Origin of the sequence: Methylomonas koyamae, assembly GCF_019669905.1 — a bacterium.
Classification (GTDB): Bacteria; Pseudomonadota; Gammaproteobacteria; order Methylococcales; family Methylomonadaceae; genus Methylomonas; species Methylomonas koyamae.
The window spans coordinates 3472276-3494299 of sequence record NZ_AP019777.1 but is presented as its reverse complement, the minus strand read 5'-3'; the positions used below and the strand labels follow the sequence as shown (position 1 = coordinate 3494299).

Annotated in this window: 15 protein-coding genes; 6 read left to right on the top strand and 9 right to left on the bottom strand. The window is 59.1% G+C overall.

Annotated elements, in window-relative coordinates; all coding sequences use genetic code 11:
- Positions 1-39: 39 nt before the first annotated feature.
- The gene (locus MKFW12EY_RS15635; RefSeq protein ID WP_245006325.1) at positions 40-552 is read right to left on the bottom strand and encodes a hypothetical protein; all 513 of its coding nucleotides are present in this window, start codon (positions 550-552) and stop codon (positions 40-42) included.
- A 220-nt stretch (positions 553-772) separates the two neighbouring features.
- Here MKFW12EY_RS15635 and MKFW12EY_RS15630 point away from each other — a divergent pair, with 220 nt between their 5' ends.
- The gene (locus tag MKFW12EY_RS15630) at positions 773-1621 is read left to right on the top strand and encodes a CvfB family protein (RefSeq protein WP_054763117.1); all 849 of its coding nucleotides are present in this window, start codon (positions 773-775) and stop codon (positions 1619-1621) included.
- 57 nt (positions 1622-1678) lie between these two features.
- Here the strand turns inward: MKFW12EY_RS15630 and MKFW12EY_RS15625 are convergent, their stop codons facing one another.
- The 3 genes from MKFW12EY_RS15625 to MKFW12EY_RS15615 all read right to left on the bottom strand — a co-directional run bounded on the left by MKFW12EY_RS15625 (position 1679) and on the right by MKFW12EY_RS15615 (position 3639).
- Entirely contained in the window at positions 1679-2161 is a 483-nt protein-coding gene (locus MKFW12EY_RS15625) for a cytochrome P460 family protein (RefSeq protein ID WP_064020944.1), read from the bottom strand.
- Between the two features lie 117 nt (positions 2162-2278).
- Positions 2279-2827, bottom strand: a complete 549-nt coding sequence (gene fae / locus MKFW12EY_RS15620; protein ID WP_054763122.1) for a formaldehyde-activating enzyme — start codon at positions 2825-2827, stop codon at positions 2279-2281.
- Positions 2828-2982: 155 nt separating this feature from the next.
- A complete protein-coding gene (locus tag MKFW12EY_RS15615; RefSeq protein WP_054763118.1) occupies positions 2983-3639 on the bottom strand; it encodes a pyridoxamine 5'-phosphate oxidase family protein in 657 nt (218 codons plus the stop codon).
- Between the two features lie 420 nt (positions 3640-4059).
- Between MKFW12EY_RS15615 and MKFW12EY_RS15610 the strand changes: the two genes are divergently transcribed.
- The 4 genes from MKFW12EY_RS15610 (at position 4060) to MKFW12EY_RS15595 (ending at position 9098) form a co-directional block, all read left to right on the top strand.
- Positions 4060-4587: an RNA polymerase sigma factor gene (locus tag MKFW12EY_RS15610; RefSeq protein WP_054763120.1), complete on the top strand. Its 528-nt coding sequence runs from the start codon at positions 4060-4062 to the stop codon at positions 4585-4587.
- Positions 4588-4642: 55 nt separating this feature from the next.
- The gene (locus MKFW12EY_RS15605; RefSeq protein WP_221053336.1) at positions 4643-5704 is read left to right on the top strand and encodes a FecR family protein; all 1062 of its coding nucleotides are present in this window, start codon (positions 4643-4645) and stop codon (positions 5702-5704) included.
- 273 nt (positions 5705-5977) lie between these two features.
- On the top strand, positions 5978-8371 hold the full coding sequence (locus MKFW12EY_RS15600; protein WP_082409979.1) for a TonB-dependent siderophore receptor: 2394 nt from the start codon (positions 5978-5980) through the stop codon (positions 8369-8371).
- A 211-nt stretch (positions 8372-8582) separates the two neighbouring features.
- A complete protein-coding gene (locus MKFW12EY_RS15595; protein ID WP_064040357.1) occupies positions 8583-9098 on the top strand; it encodes an RNA polymerase sigma factor in 516 nt (171 codons plus the stop codon).
- Positions 9099-9203: 105 nt separating this feature from the next.
- Here MKFW12EY_RS15595 and MKFW12EY_RS15590 read toward each other — a convergent pair whose 3' ends face one another.
- From MKFW12EY_RS15590 to MKFW12EY_RS15575, 4 genes are all read right to left on the bottom strand, one after another.
- On the bottom strand, positions 9204-11213 hold the full coding sequence (locus MKFW12EY_RS15590) for a TonB-dependent receptor plug domain-containing protein (RefSeq protein ID WP_221053335.1): 2010 nt from the start codon (positions 11211-11213) through the stop codon (positions 9204-9206).
- 311 nt (positions 11214-11524) lie between these two features.
- Complete coding sequence (locus MKFW12EY_RS15585) at positions 11525-12973, bottom strand: efflux transporter outer membrane subunit (RefSeq protein WP_221053334.1); 1449 nt, start codon at positions 12971-12973, stop codon at positions 11525-11527.
- 5 nt (positions 12974-12978) lie between these two features.
- A complete protein-coding gene (locus MKFW12EY_RS15580) occupies positions 12979-16152 on the bottom strand; it encodes an efflux RND transporter permease subunit (RefSeq protein ID WP_221053333.1) in 3174 nt (1057 codons plus the stop codon).
- A 3-nt stretch (positions 16153-16155) separates the two neighbouring features.
- On the bottom strand, positions 16156-17364 hold the full coding sequence (locus MKFW12EY_RS15575; RefSeq protein ID WP_425334044.1) for an efflux RND transporter periplasmic adaptor subunit: 1209 nt from the start codon (positions 17362-17364) through the stop codon (positions 16156-16158).
- A gap of 103 nt (positions 17365-17467) precedes the next feature.
- Here MKFW12EY_RS15575 and MKFW12EY_RS15570 point away from each other — a divergent pair, with 103 nt between their 5' ends.
- Complete coding sequence (locus tag MKFW12EY_RS15570) at positions 17468-18082, top strand: TetR/AcrR family transcriptional regulator (RefSeq protein ID WP_221053331.1); 615 nt, start codon at positions 17468-17470, stop codon at positions 18080-18082.
- Positions 18083-18099: 17 nt separating this feature from the next.
- Here MKFW12EY_RS15570 and MKFW12EY_RS15565 read toward each other — a convergent pair whose 3' ends face one another.
- Entirely contained in the window at positions 18100-21906 is a 3807-nt protein-coding gene (locus tag MKFW12EY_RS15565) for a response regulator (RefSeq protein WP_245006324.1), read from the bottom strand.
- Positions 21907-22024: the final 118 nt, after the last annotated feature.

Genomic DNA, 22024 nt, shown 5'->3' with positions numbered 1-22024 from the left:
CGTCAAGCCGACGCCGAATCGAGCCCGCCCGGAGCCCGATTAAATGTCCATCAACAGCATCGGAATGCCGTAGGTCATCACGAAGTAACTGACGGCATAGATTACGCTGGTGCTGGTCGGATATTTGAAAAAACCGCGGAAGATGTAGCTGACGATACTGATGTACCAGACCACCAGGAACACGGCGATGCCGATGCCGATTTCCTCGCGGTAGGGGTGGTGTTTCAACACCAGCCAGTAATCCAGGCCTTCCGCGGCGATGGCCAGCGACATAATGAAGTTTTCGCAGACGAAAATCGACGTGTATAACTGGCTGAACAGGCTCCATTTTTTCTCTAACAGCAGCAATACCGCAACCGAACTGAAAGCCATGATGGTACGGCCCAATACTTCCAACGTGCCGTCGGCCGGATCGGCGATCAAGCTCTCGACGATGATGCCGGAAGTTAAATAAAACGCCACGTTTTTCCACATAAAGGATTTGGGCGGGACCAAATCTGCCGGATTATTCAGAAACCAGCAAGAGGACAGGTATTTGAGTAATAGATTCATCGGGGGGCTCTTGCACTCGATTTCGAGCGCCGTATCGTGCTGAAAAACCGGCCATTATAGTCGCTCGCGCCGGTAATGGGATTGAGCCGAGTCAATTGCTGCCGATTTCGCGCTCCGCAAGTCGCGGTCAGCCGTTGCATGATTGCTTGTATAATGCGGTTTCGCTATTCTCCCGCTGCCGACGCGATGCGGCCGGCCTGTCTCAATTTCTCGGATTCCCATGATCGAATTAGGTAAAGTCAATGCGTTAACCGTCCTCAGTCGGCGCGACAACCAATATTATTTAGACGGCGGCGAATGGGGAGAAATTGCGTTGGCCGATACCCAGCCCGTAACCGATTTGCCGGCCGGGACCAAAGTCGAGGCCTTTGTCTATATCGACGGCAAAGGCCAAACCGTGGCTACTCTGCAAATGCCGTTGGCGCAAGCCGGCGAGGTGGCTTGGTTGAAGTGCGTGTCGTTAAGCCACGCGGGGGCGTTTCTGGATTGGGGCTTACCGAAAGACTTGTTGCTGCCGTTCAGCGAGCAAAAAGGCAAGGTCAGCGAAGGCCGTTCCTATCTGGTTCGCTTGTTTCTGGACGAGGACAACCGCATCGCCGCGTCGATGGTGTTGGACGATTTCATCCAGGATCAGGCGTTTTACTACAAGGAAGGCCAGGCCGTGCAATTGATCATTGCCGAGCATACCGAGCTGGGATTCAAGGCCGTGGTCGATAACCAATACTGGGGCGTGCTGTACAAAAACGAAGTGTTCCAGCCGCTGAAGAAAGGCCAGAAATTGACCGGCTACATCAAGAAGATCCGGCCCGACCATAAATTGGATTTAATCCTGAGCCAAGAAAAATACGGCCAAAAAGTGGATGCCACGTCGGCGAAAATTCTGGATATCCTGGCCCGGCGCGGCGGCTATATCGCCCTGACCGATAAAAGCGATCCGGGGTTGATCTACGATACCTTTGGCGTCAGCAAAAAGGTGTTCAAACAGGCCATCGGCGGCTTGTACAAACAACGGCGGATTGCGATAGAGCAGGACGGTATCCGTTTGCTGGAGCATGCCTCGGCAAAATAACTCGACCAACGGCAGGCGCCGGCAACCGGCACCTGCCTGTCGGCCGGGAAAACCGGATCAGGGCCGGTATTGGGAAAACACATAATCGGTTTTTTGCTCGGAGGCGTGGCAAGCAAAACAACTCGCTCCGCCGTCTTTGACCAAGCGTTCGGTTTTGCTGTTGCCGGCAAAGCCCTCGAAGCCCCAGCCGCCGGTCGCGGCATATTTTTTCGAATCTTTCTGCATCACGCCCACTAGTTTGCGTTCGCCTTCCTGGATGGTTTTATCCTTTTCCTGGTATTGCAACAGGTCGAATACCAGCACCGAACCGTCTTCATATTTGCCGGATTTCAGGCCGCTCTCGGCTTTTTTATTGGCATAGACGTGGTGCAGGCCTTGAAACGGATTTTCCAAGGCATGGCCGGGCTGGATCAGCATACTTTTGGCGTGCAGCCAGGTGCGGTAGCCTTCCGGGTAAGCCACACTGTGTTCGGCAGCTTGGGCTGAAGCGAAAAGAGTCAGGAACAGTCCGGCGGCGGACAGTGAAAGGCGCATATTCATAGCAAAATCTCCCGTGTAAACAAGACAAACTGATTTCGAATCGAAATCAGTTTGTCTTTTTAGGCGGATTTTGCCGGTCTGTCAAATTAATATTGATCCGATATTAAGCTGGAGGGGTCAAATCTTACCGTCCAGGCCCATTTGAAAGTATTTGTGGACGATTTTTTCCTGGTTTTCCAGCAGCCAATCGATGTCCGGGGTGTTGGTCATGGCTTTATGGATGGCTTTGGCCATGGCTTGGCGGTGGATGTCGAACAAAATCCGGTGGTCGAGTTTATCGTCCTTGATCACGCTCGGATTCAGCCATACCGAACAAATGATGCCCAGGTCGTTGGCTTTTTCTTTCGGAATGTCGCCGGCGCGCACCGCGTCCAACACGCCGTTGGCGATTGCCGCCTGCACCGTACCCATCAAAATATTGGTGTAGCGGCTGTTTTTGACCGTGACTTTACTGACCATCAACGTCACCGGCCGCACTTGAATATCGGTGTTCAAAATCGCGAACACCCGGCTATGGCCTTGGACCTGGTCGCCGGTCAGCGTGGCGATTGCGGTACCGACCGGCCCGTCCAGCTCGCCGATCACAATTTCCGGCTCTGCCGCGGTGCCGGCCGGGCCGCCGGCGACCAGTGCTTCGCCGGTACGCATTACGATTCTTCCGCTCATGTTGTTCTCCAAATTTAACGTGCTTATTGTTGGGTTATGTGTGGCGGCTCTCTTCATTGAAAGAGTACCGCTAGGACAGCAAGGGGGTAGGGGAGTGTGTTTGGAAAATACCTCCCGGTCTCCCTTTTTTAAATTTAAAGGCCGAGGCTCAACGTTCAGGCATCGCCGCTAATCACCATCGCCCCGTATTGCTCCGGGGTGATAATACCGCCCAGGCTCTCGGCGATGTGCCGATCGCCAGCCGGCAAAACATCCTGTACCGCGTCTATGCGCTTCCATTGCGGCAAGGGTGTCGCTTGATGCGCTTGCGGGACGTATTTTGACGAAGCAACGCGGTGCATCCGGTGAATATAGCGCGGGCAGTTGACAAAAATCTCGCTGATCGCCACCCGCACGATCGATTCCGCGCCGGGATAGGCGGCCAGCAGCGGATCGTTGGTTTGGATCGAGGCGTCGCCATGTACCCGAATCCGGTGCGGCGTCTCGAAGTCGATGAACAACAGGCCGATTTTCGGGTTGCCGTTGATATTGCCCAGCGACAAAAACATGCCGTTGCCGTCGTAGTTCGGAAACGCCAATTCCTGCGGACCGGCCACTCTTACCAAACCGGGATTGCCGCCTTTATAGGAACAGGTCGGGTAGCCGCGGTGGTCTACCGTGGTTAGAAAGAAAAAGTCCCGGCTCTCGATGAAAGCCCGGTGTTGCTCGTTAATTTGCGGTTCGACGATGATTTGCTGCAAACGGTCCGCCAGCTTGACGGTGTCGTGCCGCGCTTGCAGTTCCCGCTGGTGCGGTCCATAGAATTCGTTCATCGCGGTGTCTCCTGGGTTGAAAACAGCGGCCATTCTAACCGAGATCGCAGGTTAAACGCCGCCGCCCGCTGATTTGGGCTTCAGTCGCCAGTCTTGTTGCCGAATTCCGTTCCGATCCAAACCACCAGCCAAAAGTTTGCCGATATCGCCATTCGACCGCAAATAAGCCAATTCCCATAATTCTCCCGGAATTTGCGCGATATCACCTAATTTTCGGCCGGCAGCCTTTGCTACCCGGTTTTTCCGAGCCGGCAATACCTGTCGCCGAATTCGCGATAGAAAACAAGGGACTGCCAAGCTGGAGCATGGGCTGATCGGGGCGCAGCGCGAATGGCGGCGCGAATCTTGCTGTAAAAGCGGGTTGCGCTGCCGCCTTTCACTTTATTCCCGGCCCCGCCCATCGGGTTCAACACTGCGCCTATGACCTGGCACCACTTACTGGACAAATTATTTCGCAAGCACAACGGAGAGCTGTTGGCTTTCGCTGCACGCCGAGCCTCACCGCATTCGGCGGAAGACATCGCTCAGGAAGCGTTTTTGCGGCTGATGAACCATCCGGACCTGGACGCCATCGACAATCCGCGGGCATATTTGTTTAAAACCGCCGCCAATCTGAGCAGCAACCTTTACGACTACGACCAGGTGCGGCGGCGTTACCATAGCGAAGAGCCCGTAGATACCGAATCTCTACCAAGTACGGCGCCGAGCCCGGATGCCGCCGTTGCCGCGCAACAGCAGCTCGAACGCTTTCTGGCGGTGTTGGGCCTGTTGCCGGAGGTTTGCCAGCATGCTTTCGTGTTGAACAAATTCGATGGCCTCAGTTATCCTGAAGTCGCCGCAGCGCTGGGCATCTCCGCCAAGTCGGCGCAGCGCTATGTTCTGAAAGCCTGGCAACACGTGCTGCAAAATCTGGGCGAGGAATTTTTCGGCGACGGCATGGCCGGCTAAACGTCGCTGAGCTGTCTTAACCAATAGGACCATAGACCCTAGAACCGACTGCGCAATGAAATCGACGCTTCACCTTCCCGCCGGAAACCTGCAACAACAAGCCGGATATTGGGTATTCGCCCAACATAACGGTGAATGGACTTCTGCTGCGGAAAGCCAACTTCAGGCTTGGCTGGCGCAAAGCGATGCCCACCGGCACGAATACCAGCGTGCGTTGCAGTTATGGCAGCGCTTGGACCAATTCAAGGCTGCCGATTTCCCGTTGCGACACAGCGTGCAGCGTTTGCGCGCCAAAAACCTGAAGCGCCGGCAATGTCTGCGCGCAGTCCGGCGTCACGGCGGAACGGCATTATTGGTGATGGTTTCCGCGTTGGGCCTTAACGGCTATCTGTCCACCGACCAGTACCGCACCGCGATCGGCCAACGCCAGAGCCTGACGCTGGCCGACGGTTCGCAATTGGTACTGAATACCGATAGCCAAGTCAGCGTCAAAATCGGCAATGAGCGGCGCGAGGTTTGGTTGGAACGCGGCGAAGCGTTTTTCCACGTCGCGCATCAAGCGGATCGGCCGTTCGAGGTGGTCGCCGGCAACGTCCGCGTGCGCGACATCGGCACCGGTTTTAACGTCAGCCTGGCCGGTGGCGAAACCAAGGTGACCGTGACCGAAGGCGAAGTTGCGGTCCATCCCGACGCCGCACTCACCGGCAATCGCCGGCTGGACCGCTGGCTGCACGCCGGCCGCCACTGGCTGCAAACCGCTTTGGCGCTGCCGGACGGCGGCGGCGTGGCGGTAACCGCCGGCCGGCAATGGGTAGCTCGCGGCGGCGAGTTCTCCGGGCCGGTTGAGGCCGATACCGGCAAGGAAATCGCCTGGCGCGACGGCCGCGCCGTGTTCGAGTTGGCCACCCTCGAGGAGGTGTTGGCGCAAGTCGCGCGTTACCATCCGGTGGAATTCGAGTTCGCCGACCCCGACTTGCAGCCTATCCGGGTATCGGCCAGTTTCGACACCGGCAATCTGGCGGTGATTTTAAACACGCTGAAAGCCACATTTCCGATCAGCATCAAGCAAATCGACGGGCGGCGTTTTGTCGTGAGCGGGGCAAAGAAGCCTGCGTAGCCGCTAGACTCTGACGTCGGGGCGCTGTCAGCCCGTAATGCGTTTTGCGGATGCCTGACATTTTCGATATTCGTTCCCGTGCCGCGCGAGAATGCCGGGCTTGGCATACATTGCGACGTGGCGAGCCCTGTCTCTACGCGACGCGTGGAAACCGGGCAATGCCTTTTTCAAGATATTTCCCGTACAACCTGACCAGATTCCTGGCGCTGACCTGTCTTAGCTAACGAGCCGCAAAAATCGCGGCGCCATTCGTTTAGCCACCCGAGGAATACCATGAGACCGAATACAAGGATTTTGCGCCGCACGCTACTCGCAGTTGCCGTAATGGCCGCCGTCGCACCGGCGGTTGCCGACGACGCGCCGCACACCCTGAATATCGCGCCGCAAAGCGTCAACGACGCCCTGAAAGTATTGGCGGCGGAAACGCATTTGCAAATTTTCAGCGACGGCGAGGCGTTGAAGGGTAAAACTACCGCCGGCCTGAATGGCGTTTACACCGCCCGCGAAGCCTTGCAAAAGCTGCTGGTGGGCACCGGCCTAAGTTACCGTTTTACAGCCGAGAACGCGGTCGCGGTGAAAGCCGCCGAAAATGGCAGCGATGCCACTACGACGATGCCGGCAGTTAAAGTAGTCGGCCGTTACCGATTCGATCCCAATAGTCCCGACAATCCCGGCTACGCGCGCACCAACTCTTCTACCGCGAGCAAAACGGATACGCCAATTATGCAGACGCCGATGTCGATTAAGGTGGTGCCGAAAACGGTGCTGGACGATCAGCAAGCGGTGCTATTCGACGACGCGGTGACTCGCAATGTCAGTGGCGTGCAGCGGAATTTCGAATTTGGCGATTTGTACCAGGGCTTTATTGTGCGCGGATTCAGTTTGGGTGCGAACATCTACCGCGACGGCTTGCGGCAACACGCCGGCTATTTCGAGCCGGCCGGGATGGAGCGCATCGAGGTGCTGAAAGGTGCAGCGGCCATGCTTTACGGCCGCACCCAACCCGGCGGCTTGGTTAACTACGTCACCAAGAAGCCACGCGAAGAAGCCCACTATTCGCTGCAACAACAATTCGGTTCGTTCGATATGTACCGTACGACAGTCGATGCGACCGGGCCGGTCAACGACGATAAGTCCTTGTTGTATCGGCTGAATGTGGCCTATCTAAGCCAGAATTCGTTTCGAGACTACAACGAAAACGAACGCATTTATGTCGCACCTTCGTTAACTTGGCGAATTTCGGACCGGACCGAAGCGACGATTCAACTAGAGCATCAGCACGACGACTACGTCATGGATTTCGGCATTCCGGCGTTAGGCAATCGTCCGGCGCCGTTGCCGAAAGGATTTTACGTCGGCGACGAGCAACTGCGCCTCAGCAGCATGGACAGCAATCAGATTTCCACCAATCTTTCCCATCGCTTTAACGACCATTGGAAAATCGAGCATAAATTCAATTGGCACCAGTGGGACCATCAATTTAACTCGATTTTTCCGGCGGGAAGTTTGAACGGCGATAACCGTACGATCAATCGGGCGTTGACGACCGGACCTACGGACAGGGAAACATTCGCAACCAGTCTGGATCTTGCCGGTGAGTTCGAAACGTATGGTTTACGCCACAAGCTACTGATCGGTGGCGATTATTTTCATCTGAAAACCAACACTTACGACAATCACTGGACTTACGGCGCGATTCCGGCACTGGACGTTTTCGAACCGAACAATCACTTGATCGACATGAATGCGGTCAATGCCATACCTTACGATTTTTGGTGGAAAGAGAAAGACGAATGGTATGGCGTCTACGCCCAAGACCAAATCACACTGTGGGATAAAGTACATTTCTTGATCGGTGGGCGTTACGACATCCTCAGTTACGGTACCGTCTGTTGCGCGGCGACCAGTCAGATCAGCGATCATGAAGACAATCGGCTGAATCCGCGTTTCGGCATCGTCTATCAACCCTGGCAGTGGCTTTCCGTCTACGGTAACTATGTCGAATCCATCGGTTCCAATAACGGCTTGACGCCGACCAACGCCAACAACAAACCCGAATTGGGCGAACAATATGAAGCCGGCCTGAAAACCGAGTTTTTTGACGGCCGCTTTACCTCCAATCTCGCTTATTACCATTTGACCAAAGAGAATATGTTGACCGGCGTGCCGGGCTTGCCTTACCGGATTCCAATTGGCGCCGCGCGCAGTCAGGGGGTGGAATTGGATCTGACAGGGGAAATTACGGATTACCTGAGTATGGTGGGAACCTACGCGTATGCCGATGCCCGAGTAACCAAGGACAACGGCTTCGCACCGTGGGGCTTAGCGTCCAAACAGGGCAAGCGCCTGCCAAACGTACCCGAACACTCGGGCAGCCTATGGTTGACGTACCATCCGGACGAACATCTCAAGGTCGGCGCTGGCATGTTTGCCCAAGGCAAGCGGGCGGGGGATAACGACAATACCTACGATTTGCCCGGTTTCGTACGCTTGGATGCGATGGTCTCGTATAGCTGGAATTTGAGCCGAAGCAAGCTAACCACGCAATTCAATGTCAATAACCTGTTGGATAAGGAGTATTACCGCGGTTCGCGAGCTTCCGATCGGACAGGCGCGTTGCCGGGAGAGCCAATCTCCTTCATCGGCTCGGTGCGTGTGGACTACTGACGGCCGTAGCTTAGGGGAGGCGCGTCCCCCAACATGTTGACTTTGAAGAGCGGCAGGTGGTTGAACGGCAGACGTTTTGGGGGCAATGGTCTCGGCAGTCGCTTCCGGCATTACCGGCCTCATGTATGCCCACGCTACGCCGGCAAATAAAACCAAAATACCTCGCCGCCGCATTTTTTATTGATCGGCGGCTATTGTTTTCCTCTGGATTATGAACACCAACCATCCCCCGCTCACCGCCGCCTTTTTGCGCCATCAAGCCGAACTGCGCCAATATCTGCTGCGCCAAGTCAATTGCCCCGATACCGCCGCCGACTTGCTGCAAGACACTTTTATCCGTATCGCCCGGCTCGAAACCGGTGACGGAATTTCCAACCCGCGGGCGTTTTTGTACCGGGTGGCCGGCAATCTGGCCTTGGATCATGCCCGTATGGCGGCGCGGCGCGGGCAATGGGACGGAGGCGACATCGACGAAGACTGGGCATGCCCGCGGCCGCAGCCGGACGCAATCCTGGCCGGTCGGCAAGCCTGGCGGAGTTTTCTGAACGGCTTGGCGCAACTCCCTTTGCCGCAGCGGCAATTGTTGCTGGCATGCCGCGTCGACGGCAAAACCTGCCGCGAGGCCGCCGCGGAAGAACGCATTACCGCAAAGCAGGTCGATCGCATCGTCCGGAAACAGCTCGGTTTTCTGCGGGCTCAAGGCGAGCATGTTTGCGGCAACCGCTAACCGCCGATTGATATCGCTTAGCAGACAAAGTCTGCCGGCCACGCCGGCGTTTAGACGGGCGGCTGCGGCCGCGCATTACGGCCTAGCGGGCGGTGCGGTGGGGGTCTAAAACTCCCAGGTGATTTTGCCGTAAACGCCGCGCTGAACTTCTGTCGGCAGGGTGAACGATTCTTGGATGTACTCCAAATGGCGGTTATCCAGCAGATTCTGGCCGACCAGCGCCAGTTCCACCGCGCGGTTCAACTTCCATCCCAGCCGTAAATCCAGCGTGGTATAGGAGCGGATGTAGGCCGGCCCGGCCAGCGTGAAGGCGCTGGCGTTGTCGACGTAGCGCAGCCAGGCGTCCAGCGTCACGTCGGATACCGGATTCAATGCCGCCCGCAACGAAAGTTTATGCTGCGGCGAGATCGCTTCCCGGTAATAGGCGTTGCTGCTGAGTTCGCTTTTCAGCGCACTGTAGCTGACGTCCCAACGCCACCAGTCCAGCATTTTCATAACGACCGAGGTTTCGATACCGTAAGTACGGCCGGCGCCGCCGTTGTCGATGTAAAACGGCTGGCGCAGATAGGCCGGCAGTTGCGAGGTGTCAATGGCGCTGGGTTGGTATGAACGAAGCGTACTGTAGTTGTTATAGAAGCCGGCGATATCCAACGAAAAGGCCGGATTCGGACTGAAGCGGTAACCGACTTCGTATGCCAGCAATTGTTCGGCCTGGTAAGTTTGCGAACCCATCACGGCAAGCGCCAATGGAAACGGCGTTGCATTTTGGCCGGTAAATGGCGGCAGAGTTTGGCCCACCAAGCTCATATCGGCGTCGACCCGCGACGGAATCCGTACCCCGCGCGATATCGCGCCCCACAGGCGGTGGTTCGGGTGCGGCCCCCACATCAAGCGCGCCGTGGGCTGCACTTCGAAGCCGGTGAAATCGTTGTGTTCCAGTTTCGAGCCCAGCGTCAGCCAAAGCGTATCGTCTACCAGCGTCAGTTGGTCTTGCACAAAGCCGCTGTAATAGCTGTTGTCGCGGTCGGTCGGATTGAAGGAAATCAGATCCGGATAGATATCCGTGACGTCGGAAGATGAGTAGCGGAAACCCAAGCCCCAGATAATGTCGTTCCAATCGTTCAGCGCGAAGCGGTGTTGAAAATCCAGGTCGCCGGTATGGCGTTCCTCTTCGATATAGGCTTCGCGCCGGTTGTAGCTATCGAAATACAGTTGTAGCGTGCTGCTCGACGTGTCCGAGAAAGTGTGCTGCCAGCGGCTGATAATATTGCCGCCGCTGGCCATCGACCGGTCGCCGACCGTTTGCCGGTAAGGCGCGGCCAATGCGGCGAGCAGCAGTTGTTGGTTCAGGTCGGCAGCGTACATGTCGCCTTGTAGCGTCAGCGAATCGGCGTCGGACAGGTCGGAATCGAGGCGGAAGCCGCCCTGCATTTTGTTCCAGGCATCGCCGGCGCTCTGGCCGGCGGAGCGGGCCAACGCATCCCGCTCGAAACCTTTCAGATAGGCCCTGGCACTGGTCGAGGCGTTGATTTGCTTGCCGTAGCGGAAGGCGCCGAAGCCGAGTTCCTCGCTGCCGCCGCCGGCGCTGAGCAAGCCGCCCTGGGTGTCGGCGCTATGTTTGGTGATGATGTTGACCACGCCGTTGACGGCATTGGCGCCCCACAAGGCCGCGCCGGAACCGCGGATGACTTCGATGCGCTCGACGTCTTCCAGCATCACGTCCTGCAATTCCCAATACACGCCGGCGAATGCCGGCGTGTACAAGCTTCTACCGTCGATCAGCACCAGCAATTTATTGGCGAAACGGCCGTTGAAACCGCGCGCACTGACCGCCCACTTGTTGGAGTCGATCCGGCCGACGTCGATGCCCGGCGCCAACCGCAGTGCGTCGGGGATGCTGGTGGCGCCGGAGCGCTTGATATCTTCGTCGCTGATGACGAATACCGCCGCCGCCGAATCCTGCAAGGGCTGCACTTTTTTTGCCACCGAAGTGATTTTTACCGCCAGCAGTTCTTCCAGATTCAGATCGGTCAGGTCGGTTTCGGCGTGCAGGCTATCCGGTAGCCAGGCCAGCAATGCCGTTGCGATCCGAAATAAAGAAAGAGATTTATTCATGGCGGGCAGGGCGGGCAAAACCTAACGATGCGGCAATTGTGAACGGATTATGATAACTGTAGCGAAAGATCGTATATGCGCAAGATTCTAGTTTTTGCGGAGAAATATTTGAAATTTTTAGATATTTCAAACAAGGGTCGGCAGGTTAGCATGCCGGAAGACGGCTGGGCAATATGTCGGCACGCCAGTTGACGATGCCTGGAAAATGTGGCCGGGCGAACGAACGGTTCCGCCCGGAAACGGTTGCCGCCGGCAGCCGGCGGCGGCGTTATCGGCCGGCCGGCTCGGGATCGCGGCGGCCAATCCGGGCTTTATTCGCCGGCGCTAACCGCTTCGGCGGCCGTTTCCCAACCGCCGCCCAGTGCCTTGTACACCGCAGCCAGCGCCGTCGCTGCGGCGGTTTCGCTTTGCGCCAATTGGCTTTGGTCCTGCAACAGCCGCTGTTCGGCATCGAGTACGGTCAGAAAATCGCTGATGCCTTCCTGATAACGCAGTTGCGCCAGCTCGCGCGCCTTGGCGCTGGCGGTAGCGGCTTTGGCTAAGTCGGCGCGGCGGCTCAATTCTTGCCGGTAGGCCACCAGACTGTTTTCGGTTTCCTCCAACGCGTTCAGCACGGTTTGCTCGTACTGGGCCAGACCGGCCTCGGCGCGAGCGTCGGCGGCTTTGATCCGGGCATAGACCCGGCCCAGGTCGAATGCGGCCCAGGTGATGCGCGGACCGATCGAATAGGCATCGCCGCCCGGCGCGACCAAGTTGGTCAAGGTGTTGCCTTCCAGCGAGATGCTGCCGACGAAGGTTACCCGCGGAAACAGATCGGCGGTGGCGACGCCGATTTGCGCGGTCGCGGCGGCTAGATTGCGCTCCGCCATGCGAATGTCCGGCCGCCGCCGCAGCAGTTGCGCCGGATCGCCGATGCGGATGGTTTCCGGGGCTTTGGGTAACGATTGGTGGGCGCTTAACGTCGTAGTCAATGCATCCGGCATTTGTCCGCTCAATACGCTCAAGCGGTGGATGGCTTGGCGAATGGCGGTCTCCAAAGGCGGAATGCCGGCACGGGTGCTTTGCAATTGCGCTTCGGCGCGCGAAGTATCCAGCTCGGTACCGCGGCCGTTTTCGAACTTAACCCGAGTGATTTCCAGGGTTTGCGCCTGGTTTTCGGCATTACGTTGCGCTACGGCCAACTGGTGTTGCAGGCCGCGCAGCGCAAAATAATTGCGGGCGACTTCGCCGACCAGGCTGACTTCGACATCGCGCAGACTGGCTTCCTCGGCGGCGACCTGGTTGTCGGCGGCTTCGACGCTACGCCGGACCCGGCCGAAGAAATCCAATTCCCACGACGCGTCGAAGCCCATGCTGTACAGCTTCAATTCGCGCGGCACGAAAGCTCGGTTGTTCAACGAGCCGGCGCTGCGTTTCTGTTCGTTATAGCTGGCGCGCGAGGTAACGGTCGGCAGCAGGCTCAGGCCGGATTCCAGATACAAGGCCCTAGCCTCGGCCAGATTGGCTTTGGCGGCTTGCAAATCGCGGTTGTGGTGCAGGCTTTGTTCGACCAGATTTTCCAGCAAGCTGTCATTGAACAATTTCCACCAAGCCACCTCGCTGCTGTCCGCCGAAAATAACGGCGCGGGCGCATTGGCGAATTGGCCAGGCAAATCGGCCGTGGCCGGGGTTCGGTAATCCGGGCCGACCGCGCAACCGGCCAGCAGGGCGCCAGCGAGCATGGCTTGAGCCAACGCGCTAAGTTTCAAACTAGGATTCATGGCAACTACTCCTCGTTGGCGTGTTGAACGTTGGTATTGCGGCGCAATTTGCCGGCCAGCCCTTGTACCGCGACGAAAAACACCGGCGTCAGCAGCAAACCGAAAACCGTCACGCCGATCATGCCGCTGAATACCGCGGTACCCAGCAAATGCCGCGATTCGGCGCCGGCGCCTTTGGCGACCACCAGCGGAAATACGCCCATCACGAAAGCGAACGAGGTCATCAAAATCGGCCGCAAGCGAATCCGTGCCGCCTCGACGGCCGCTTCGAAACGCGTCAGGCCCGATTCCTGGCGGTGCTTGGCAAACTCGACGATCAAAATCGCGTTCTTGCTGGCCAGACCGACCAAGACGATGAAGCCGATCTGGGTAAAGATGTTGTTATCCATGCCGCCGATCCAGACCCCCGTCATCGACGACAGAATACACATCGGCACGATCAGAATGACCGCGAACGGCAGCGCCCAGCTTTCGTATTGCGCGGCCAGGGCCAGGAACACGAAAATCACGCTGAGCGGAAACACCAACAATGCGACGTTACCGGCCAGCACTTGCTGCAAGCTGAGTTCGGTCCATTCGAAATCAAAGCCGGGCGGTAGGTTGTCGCGCAACACCCGGCTCATTTTTTCGATGGCATCGCCGGAGCTGACGCCGGGCAGCGTGCTGCCGTTGATTTCGGCGGCGGTGTACATGTTGTAGCGGGTGATTTTGTCCGGACCGCTGATTTCCTTGACGTCGGCGACCGCGCCCAACGGCACCATGCCGCCGCTCAGATTTTTGGTCTTGAGCTCGGTGATGTCGCTAGGTAGCATCCGGAAATCGGCGTCGGCCTGGGACGTAACCTGGTAAGTACGGCCGAAGATATTGAAATCGTTGACGTACAACGAACCCAAATAAATCTGCAAGGTGTCGAACACGTCCTTCAACGGTACGTTCATCGATTTAACCTGGGTGCGGTCGACGTCGACGAACAATTGCGGCACGCCGGCGCGGAAGGTGGTGAATAAACCGACCAAGCCCGGTTGCTGGTTGCCTTTTTCGATCATTTCCCCGGCGACTTTTTGCAGCTCGTCGATGCCGGCGTTATTGCGGTCCTGTACCTGCAATTTAAAACCGCCGACCGAGCTCATGCCGCGAATCGGCGGCGGTGTGAACACGGCAATGCGGGCGTTGGGGATGGCCGCCAGCCGCTGGTTCAGGGTTTTGACGACTTGCGAGGCATGCAAATCCGGACGGTGGGCGCGGCTGTCGAACGAATCCAGCCGGGCGAACATGGTTGCGACGTTGGATTGGTTGGCGCCGCTCAGAATCGACCAGCCGGCGTAGGCGTTGATATGGCTGACGCCTTCGGTATCCAGCACGATTTTGCTGGCTTGTTGCACCACGTCTTTGGTACGCGCCAACGACGCTGCGTCCGGCAACTGCGCGTACAAAATCAGATAGCCCTGGTCCTGGTCCGGTATGAAACCGGTCGGCACTTTTTCGAAGGCCAAGAAGTTCAGGCCGTTCAGGCCGACATAAAGCACCAAGACTACCGCCACCATCCGGATCAGGCGGCCGACCAGTCTGGAATATCCCAGGCTGAAACGCTCGAAAAAGCGGTTGAAGCCAACAAAGAACCAGCCGAATAATTTATCGAACAGCTTGGTAAAGGCATCCTTGTTTTCGTGGGCCCGGTCCAGCAACAGGGCGCAAAGCGCAGGGCTCAAGGTCAGCGAGTTGAAGGCCGAGATTACCGTCGACACGGCAATGGTCAAGGCAAACTGTTTGTAAAACGCGCCGGACACGCCGGTGATGAACGCGGTCGGGACGAATACCGCGACCAGTACCAAGGCCGTGGCAACGACCGGCCCTATCACTTCGCTCATCGCCAGGCGGGTGGCTTCGCGGGCGTGCATGCCCTCGGAAATATGGCGTTCGACGTTTTCGACCACGACGATGGCATCGTCGACCACGATCCCGATCGCCAATACTAGGCCGAACAACGACAGGGTATTTAACGACAAACCCAAGCCGGCCATCACCGCAAAAGCGCCGATCAACGACACCGGCACCGCCAGCAACGGAATCACCGCCGCCCGCCAGTTTTGCAGGAACACGATGACCACCAACACCACCAAGCCCAGCGCTTCGAACAAAGTCTTGACCACGGCGTCGATCGATTGCTGGACGAACACGACGGTGTCGTAGACCAGCACATAATCCAGGCCTTCCGGGAAGCGGGTTTTCAGTTTTTCCATCGCGTCGACCACGGCTTTTTTGGTATCGATGGCGTTGGAGCCGGGCAATTGGAAAATCGCCAGACCGACGGTTTCTTCGCCGTCCAGGAACAGGCCGGAGTTGTAATCTTTGGCGCCGAGTTCGATGCGGGCCACGTCTTTAAGCTTGGTGACCTGGCCGTTGTCGCCGGGTCTGATCACGATTTCGCCGAACTGTTCCGGATCGCTCAGGCGGCCCAGCGTGCTGACCGTGTATTGGTATTCGGCCGCGGTCGGCGACGGTTGCTGGCCGACTACGCCGGCCGCGACCTGCACGTTTTGCTCGCGCACGGCATTGACCACTTCGGCCGCGCTCAGATTGCGGGCGGCGATTTTTTCCGGGTTCAGCCATAAGCGCATGCTGTAGTCGCGGGCGCCGAACAACAGAATATCGCCGACGCCGGGTAGCCGGGCCAGCGTATCGCGGACTTGCAGCAGTGCGTAGTTGCTCATGTAAACGCTGTCGTAGCGTTTATCCGGCGATACCAGATTGACCACCAGGCTCAGGTCCGGGCTGCGCTTTTTCACGCTCAGACCTTGGCGGCGCACTTCTTCCGGCAGTTTGGGTTCGGCCAGCGCCACCCGGTTTTGCACCAACACCTGGGCTTTGTCCAGGTTGGTGCCGGGCTTGAAGGTGATGGTCAACGCCATCACGCCGCTGTTGGTCGATTGCGACGACATGTACAGCATGTCCTCGACGCCGTTGACTTCCTGCTCGACCGGCGTCGCCACCGTTTCGGCGACGACTTTGGCGTTGGCGCCGGGGTAGGTGGCGGTGACGACGACAGTGGGCGGGGCGATTTCCGGATATTGGGCAATCGGCAGGCCGATCAGCGCCAGGCCGCCGACCAGTACGATCACAATCGACAACACCGAGGCGAAGATCGGCCGGTCGATGAAAAAATGGCTGAATTTATCCATGGCTTATTGGCCTCCCTGGCCGTCGAGTGCGATTTTTTCCGGGTTGACCGTCGCGCCGGGCCGCAGTTTTTGCAAGCCTTCGACGACGACCCAATCCTCGGCTTTCAAGCCGTCGCGCACCACGCGCAGTTGGCCGATGCGGGCGCCGGGCTTGACCGGCCGGTACTCGGCCTGGTTGTTGGCGTTGACCACCCAGACGAAGCGCTGGGCTTGGTCGGCGCCGATAGCACGGTCCGGCACCAACAGCGCCGGGTAAGCCGCCGAACCTTTCAGGCGCAAGCGGGCGAAGAAACCGGGGCTGAGCAGTTCATCCGGATTCGGGAACACGCCGCGCAGGGTCAAAGTACCGGTGGCGGCATCGGCGCGCGGAGCGATGTAGTCCAGTTTGCCCTGGTGCGGAAATCCGTCCTCGTCGGCCACTGCCGCTTCCACCGCCGCGCCATGCAGATCGGCGCTAACGCTGCCGTCCCGCTTAGCCTGGCGCCGGTATTTCAGCACCGATTGCTCGTCGGCATCGACGTAAACGTAGATCGGATCGGTGGATACCATTTGGGTTAACAAGGTGTCGTCGGCTTTGACCAGATTGCCGACCGTCAACAATTCCCGACCGACCCGGCCGCTGATCGGGGCGCGGATTTCGGTGTATTCCAGATTCAATTTGGCGGCGTAGGCGCTGGCTTCGGCGGAAACCACGGCGGCAGCGGCTTCGCGCAGGCCTTTGCTGCGGGCGTCGTATTCTTCGGCGGAAATGGCCTTGGCTTTGAATAGATTCTCGGCGCGGGCCAGATCGTTTATCGCCAGTTCGCGCTTGGTTTTGGCCCGCTCCAGTTCGGCGTTGGCGAAATTCAATTGCGCTTGTAACGGTTTCTGGTCGATCAGAAACAGCAGATCGCCTTTTTTGACCTTATCGCCGGCGCGGAAATTGACCTTTTCCAAATAGCCGCCGATGCGGGCGCGCACATCCACTGCGTTGACGGCTTCGATCCGGCCGGTGTATTCGTCCCAGTCGCTGGTTTCCCGACTTAGAGGCTGCGCGATTTTGACGTTGGCCGGCGGCATCGCCGGTGCGGCGTTGCCGGGGGTAGCGGAATCGCCGCAACCCGACAGGACCAGTTGCAGCGTTGCGGCCAGGAGGCAGAGGCCGGCAAATCGGGCGCGTCCTGTTAACGCCGCGGAGTTTCCCGGCCGAATTGCCGTTGCTGATTCCATCATGAATGCCATGCCCGTTCCCCTGAAATAAAATGGTAATATCTATTACCGTTTAGTCTAGGGTATCATCGTTTGGCAAGTCAATTTCTTTTGCGAGTACGACAGCATGGTTAAATGTGGCCGCCCGTGTAAGGGCGACGAGCAACAAAGTCGGGACAGATTGCTCGACGCGGCGCTGCGGCTTTTTTTGGAACACGGCTACGGCAATTTGAGTATGGAAACCATCGCCCGCGACGCGCGGGTCTCGTTACGCACCGTCTACAGCCAGTTCGGCGGCAAGGCCGGCTTATTCGGCGCATTGATCCGGCGCTGTAGCGACCAGTTCATCGGTAGCTTATGTCCTGAGTTGCCGCCGGAGGAAGCCTTGCTCAGCTTCGCCGGCCAGTTTTTGTTTCGCATCACCCGCCCCGACGTACTGCGGATGCGGGCGATCCTGATCGGCGAATCGCCGCGATTTCCGGAACTGGCGACCCAGTTTTACGAACAGGGCCCCCAGCGTACCTTGGGGCAACTGGCCGAGTTCTTCCGTTTACAGCAGCGGGCCGGTTTGATTGCCGATATCGACCCCGATTTCCTCGCCGACCAGTTCGTCAGCGCCGTCCGCGGCGAGCGTTTGCAGCGCTTGCAATTGGGATTGGAGCCGACGCCGGACGCCGCCGAAATCGAGCGATGGGTCGGCCCGGTGGTGCGTTTGTTTCTGGCCGGCTGTCTGGCCAAGTAAGGTCCGCCGGTTTCGGATCAATCGCTGTCGTCCGCGGCGCCGGCGCCATGCAGCCGAGCCAGCAACCGGCGGATATAGATCTCGGCGCCGCGAAAATCGAAGTTATCCACCCGCTCCCGGATCGCGGCCAGTTCCTCGGCGGACAATTCCCGCGCCAATGCCTGTAGCCAAGGTTCGGCCAGTTGCGAATCGTCTCGGTCCAGCGCTTGCAACACATTGCGTAGCAGCCGGGCGCTGCCGGCGCTGTCGGCAACGGCAATGCAGGAGGCGCCGGGCGTAGCGGCGTCGTCCGAGACCAGCCTGGCGATTGCCGCACCGCCGCGCTGCAAAGTCATCCGCAAGCGTTGCAGCCAGTCGTCGGTTGCGCGGCGTTCGTACAATGCCAGTTCCAGATTTTCGGCCGCTTCCCAAATTGCGATCAGAGCCAGATTGGCGGCAGAACCTTTCAGCTTATGGGTCATCGCGCGCGCGGTTTCGGCGTCGCCGGCCGCAAGGGCTGCGGCTATACCATCGCCGTCGCCGGCATGGTTGGCGACGAATTTTTCCAGGTATTTTTTGTACACGCCGAGATCCTTCCAGATCCGCAAGCCTTTTTGCAGGTCGATTACCGGTACCGAATAAGCGGGCGGGGTTTCCGCATCGGCGGCAGCCGCAGACGGCGGTTGCGGCGACGCGGCGTACTGGCGCAGGTAGGCGATCAATTTATCGACGTCGAACGGTTTGGCGATGAAGCCGTTCATGCCGGCCGCCAGCGAGGCGTCCTGCTGGGTTTTGAAGGCACCGGCCGTCAGCGCGATGACCGGTAGATCGGTCAAACCCAGCTCTTGGCGAATGCGGCGGGTGGCTTCGTGGCCGTCCATTTCCGGCATCTGCACGTCCATCAATACCACGTCGGCTCGGCCCGGATTGGCCTTCAGCCAAGCCAATGCGGCCGCGCCGTCGTCGGCCAGAAACACTTCGGCGGCTTCCGATTCCAAGATCCGCTTCGCCATGTCGCGGTTGATTTCGCTGTCGTCGACCACCAATATCCGCAACTGCTCGAGCTGGCCCTTGCCGGCCGCGGCGGCGGGCCGCGGGCCGAGCGTGCCATGCAGGTGGCGCCTGGCTTCGCTGATGGCGTTGTACAAGGCCGATGCGGTGACCGGTTTGGTCAGAATCGCATCCGCCAGTTCCGCGCCCGCTTCGTGGCTCAAAACTTCGCGGTCGTGCGCGGTGGCCATCACAATCAGCGGCGCTTCCGGCGCGGTACCGAGTAACTGCTTAATTTCTTTGCCGGCCTGCAAGCCGTCCACGCCGGGCATGCGCCAGTCCAGTAGCATAATGTCCGGCAGTTTGCCGTGGCTGGCGACGCGGCTGCGGATGCGTTGTATCGCTTCTGCGCCGGATGCGACCACTTCCGGGTTCCAGCCCAGGCTGCGCACCGTTGCCGCCAGCATGTCCCGCGCCAGCGGGTGGTCGTCGGCAATCAGCACGTTTTGAAAGGTCAGTGCCGGATGCACGTAATCTTGCGGCTCGACCGGCGTCACCGGAATCTCGAACCAGAATTCGCTGCCTTTGCCAGGCTCGCTGACCACGCCGATTTCGCCGCCCATCATCTTTACCAGGCAGCGGCAGATCGATAGGCCCAGCCCGCTGCCGCCGAAGCGGCGCGTGGTCGAGCTGTCTTCTTGGGAAAAGGCGGAGAAGATTTCGGCTTGCTTGTCCGCGGCAATGCCCTTACCGGTGTCGGCAACGCTGAAACGCAGGCCCGGCTTGCCGCCGACGCTGCAACGGGCGACAGCCAGCGCGACGCTGCCGTGCGCGGTGAATTTCAGCGCGTTGCCGGTCAGGTTGACCAGTACCTGTTCCAGCCGCAACGCATCGCCGAGCAGGAACTCGACGCCTTCCGGCGCCGGGCCCATGATGAATTCCACGTCTTCGTTGGCGCCAACCGACGACATCAAGGTTGCAACGTTATCCAGCACGTCGTTGAGCCGGAACGGGGCGCGTTCGATTTCCAGGCGGCCGGATTCGATTTTGGAAAAATCGAGAATGTCGTTGATTATCCCCATCAGCGACCGGCCGGCCACGCGGATTTTTTTGACCAACGCCAGTTCGTCGGCGCCGAGCGGCGCTTTTTCCAGCAAATAGGCGATGCCGAGAATCGCGTTCATCGGCGTGCGGATCTCGTGGCTCATGTTGGCCAGGAAGTTTCCCTTGACGTGGGCCAGACGTTCCGCTTCGCTCCGGGCGGCCTGCAATTCGGCGGTACGTTCGGCGACGCGTTGCTCCAGCGTCTCGTTCATGCGCAGGATTTCGTCCTGGCTGCGTTTGCGCTCCGAGATGTCGACGATGGTGGCCAGTACGAAAAATTGTTTATTGTCCCAGAACGGACTCAGGCCAATCTCCAGGGCAAACCGGTTGCCGTCCTTGCGGGTGCCGTACAAATCGCGGCCGGCCCCCATCGACCGGCTGGAGGGCTGTTGCAGGTATTGGGCGCGTTTCAGGGCGTGGCCGGCGCGGTCGGCGTCGGGCAGCAGCACTTCGACCGGCTGGCCGCGCAGTTCGGCCAAACGGTAGCCGAACATCGCCTCGAAAGCCGGGTTGCCCATCGTGATCCGGCCCTCGCCGTCGACGACCAGCAAGCCGTTGGTGTTGGCTTCGAACAGCATACGGAAGCCGGCCTGCGCCTCGTGCAACCGCAGCGCCGCATCGGCTTCGCTACGTGCCAAAGCCGCTTCCTTTTCGGCGAGCGTCTGGGCGGATTTGGCCCGGACCAGCCGGCCGACGCCGAGGCCGAACAGCAGTAGCAGTACCAGCGCGCCGGCGATTTTGGCCGGCCATACCTGTTGTTCCAATTCGGCCAAACGGCTTTCCGGTACTTGGGTGACGACCTTCCAGCGGATGTTGTGGGCCAGCGGCGTGTCGCCGTCCGGGACCGGCGATACCGAGGTCCAGGTCCACAAGCCGTCGCCGAGCCGGGCCTGGCCGCGGCTCTGCCGGGACACTGCGGCCCAGGCTGAGGGGTTACGGCTGGCCAACGTCGAATCGCGCTGGAACATGAAGCCCCATTCGTCGGCCGGGTCGGGGCTTTTCAACCAGTAACCTTCGGCGTTGAGCAGCATCAGCCGCTCGGCGACCGGGCCGGAACTGGCGACGAAGGCCTGCAACATCGAGCGGGCGGCGAGGTTGATCATCAAAATGCCCGCCGGGCTGCCGTCGGCGCGAAACACATGGGTGGCGACCCGCAGCGTCGGCTTGTAGGGAAACTCGATCCGGTCGCGGTCCATGTTCAGGTCCAGCGGCGAAATATAGACCGCGCCCCGGTTGAGCCGGAGCGTCTCCTGGAAGAAATAGCGCTGCTGCTTGTTTTGCAGTTCGTGTTGCGGAACCAAATAGGGTCGGCCGTCGACATTGTTGACCCGAACTTTCTCGCGCCCCGATTCGTCCAGCCAGCGGACTTTGTCGTAACTGGGATTGCGCGCCATCAGCGACAGGAAGGCCTCCACCATGGGCTGGAAATCGCCGTTTTCGTCGGCCTCGTAGACTTGGCGTACCGGTCGTTCGCTGGCCAGGCTCAGCAAATGCCGAATCGGCACGGCCAACTCCTGGTCCAGCCGGCCCTGGCTCAGGTCGACATAGGTGCGTTCCTCGGCCATTAACGTCGCCAGTTCGCTGTGCAGGCGCGCCTCGCCCAGTGTCCAGGCTCCCGCCACGATCAGCACGGTGATCGGCAGAAACAACAGTAGAAAATCTTTCAAGCTGCCGCGTTGCCTATTGCTTTTGGGGAAAGCGAACGCTTTGTTTGCAGCCAGCGACGCATGCTCCATATTCTGCTCACTCACTAGTCGGTTCGGAGGGCGGCGGCCGCGGCGCCGAGAAGGCGCCAGCCGGCCGCTGCGGTCGGGATTGCCTGAACCCGGCCGGTCGATGTTCCGGATCGGTGCCGGGCCGCTTGGGTCG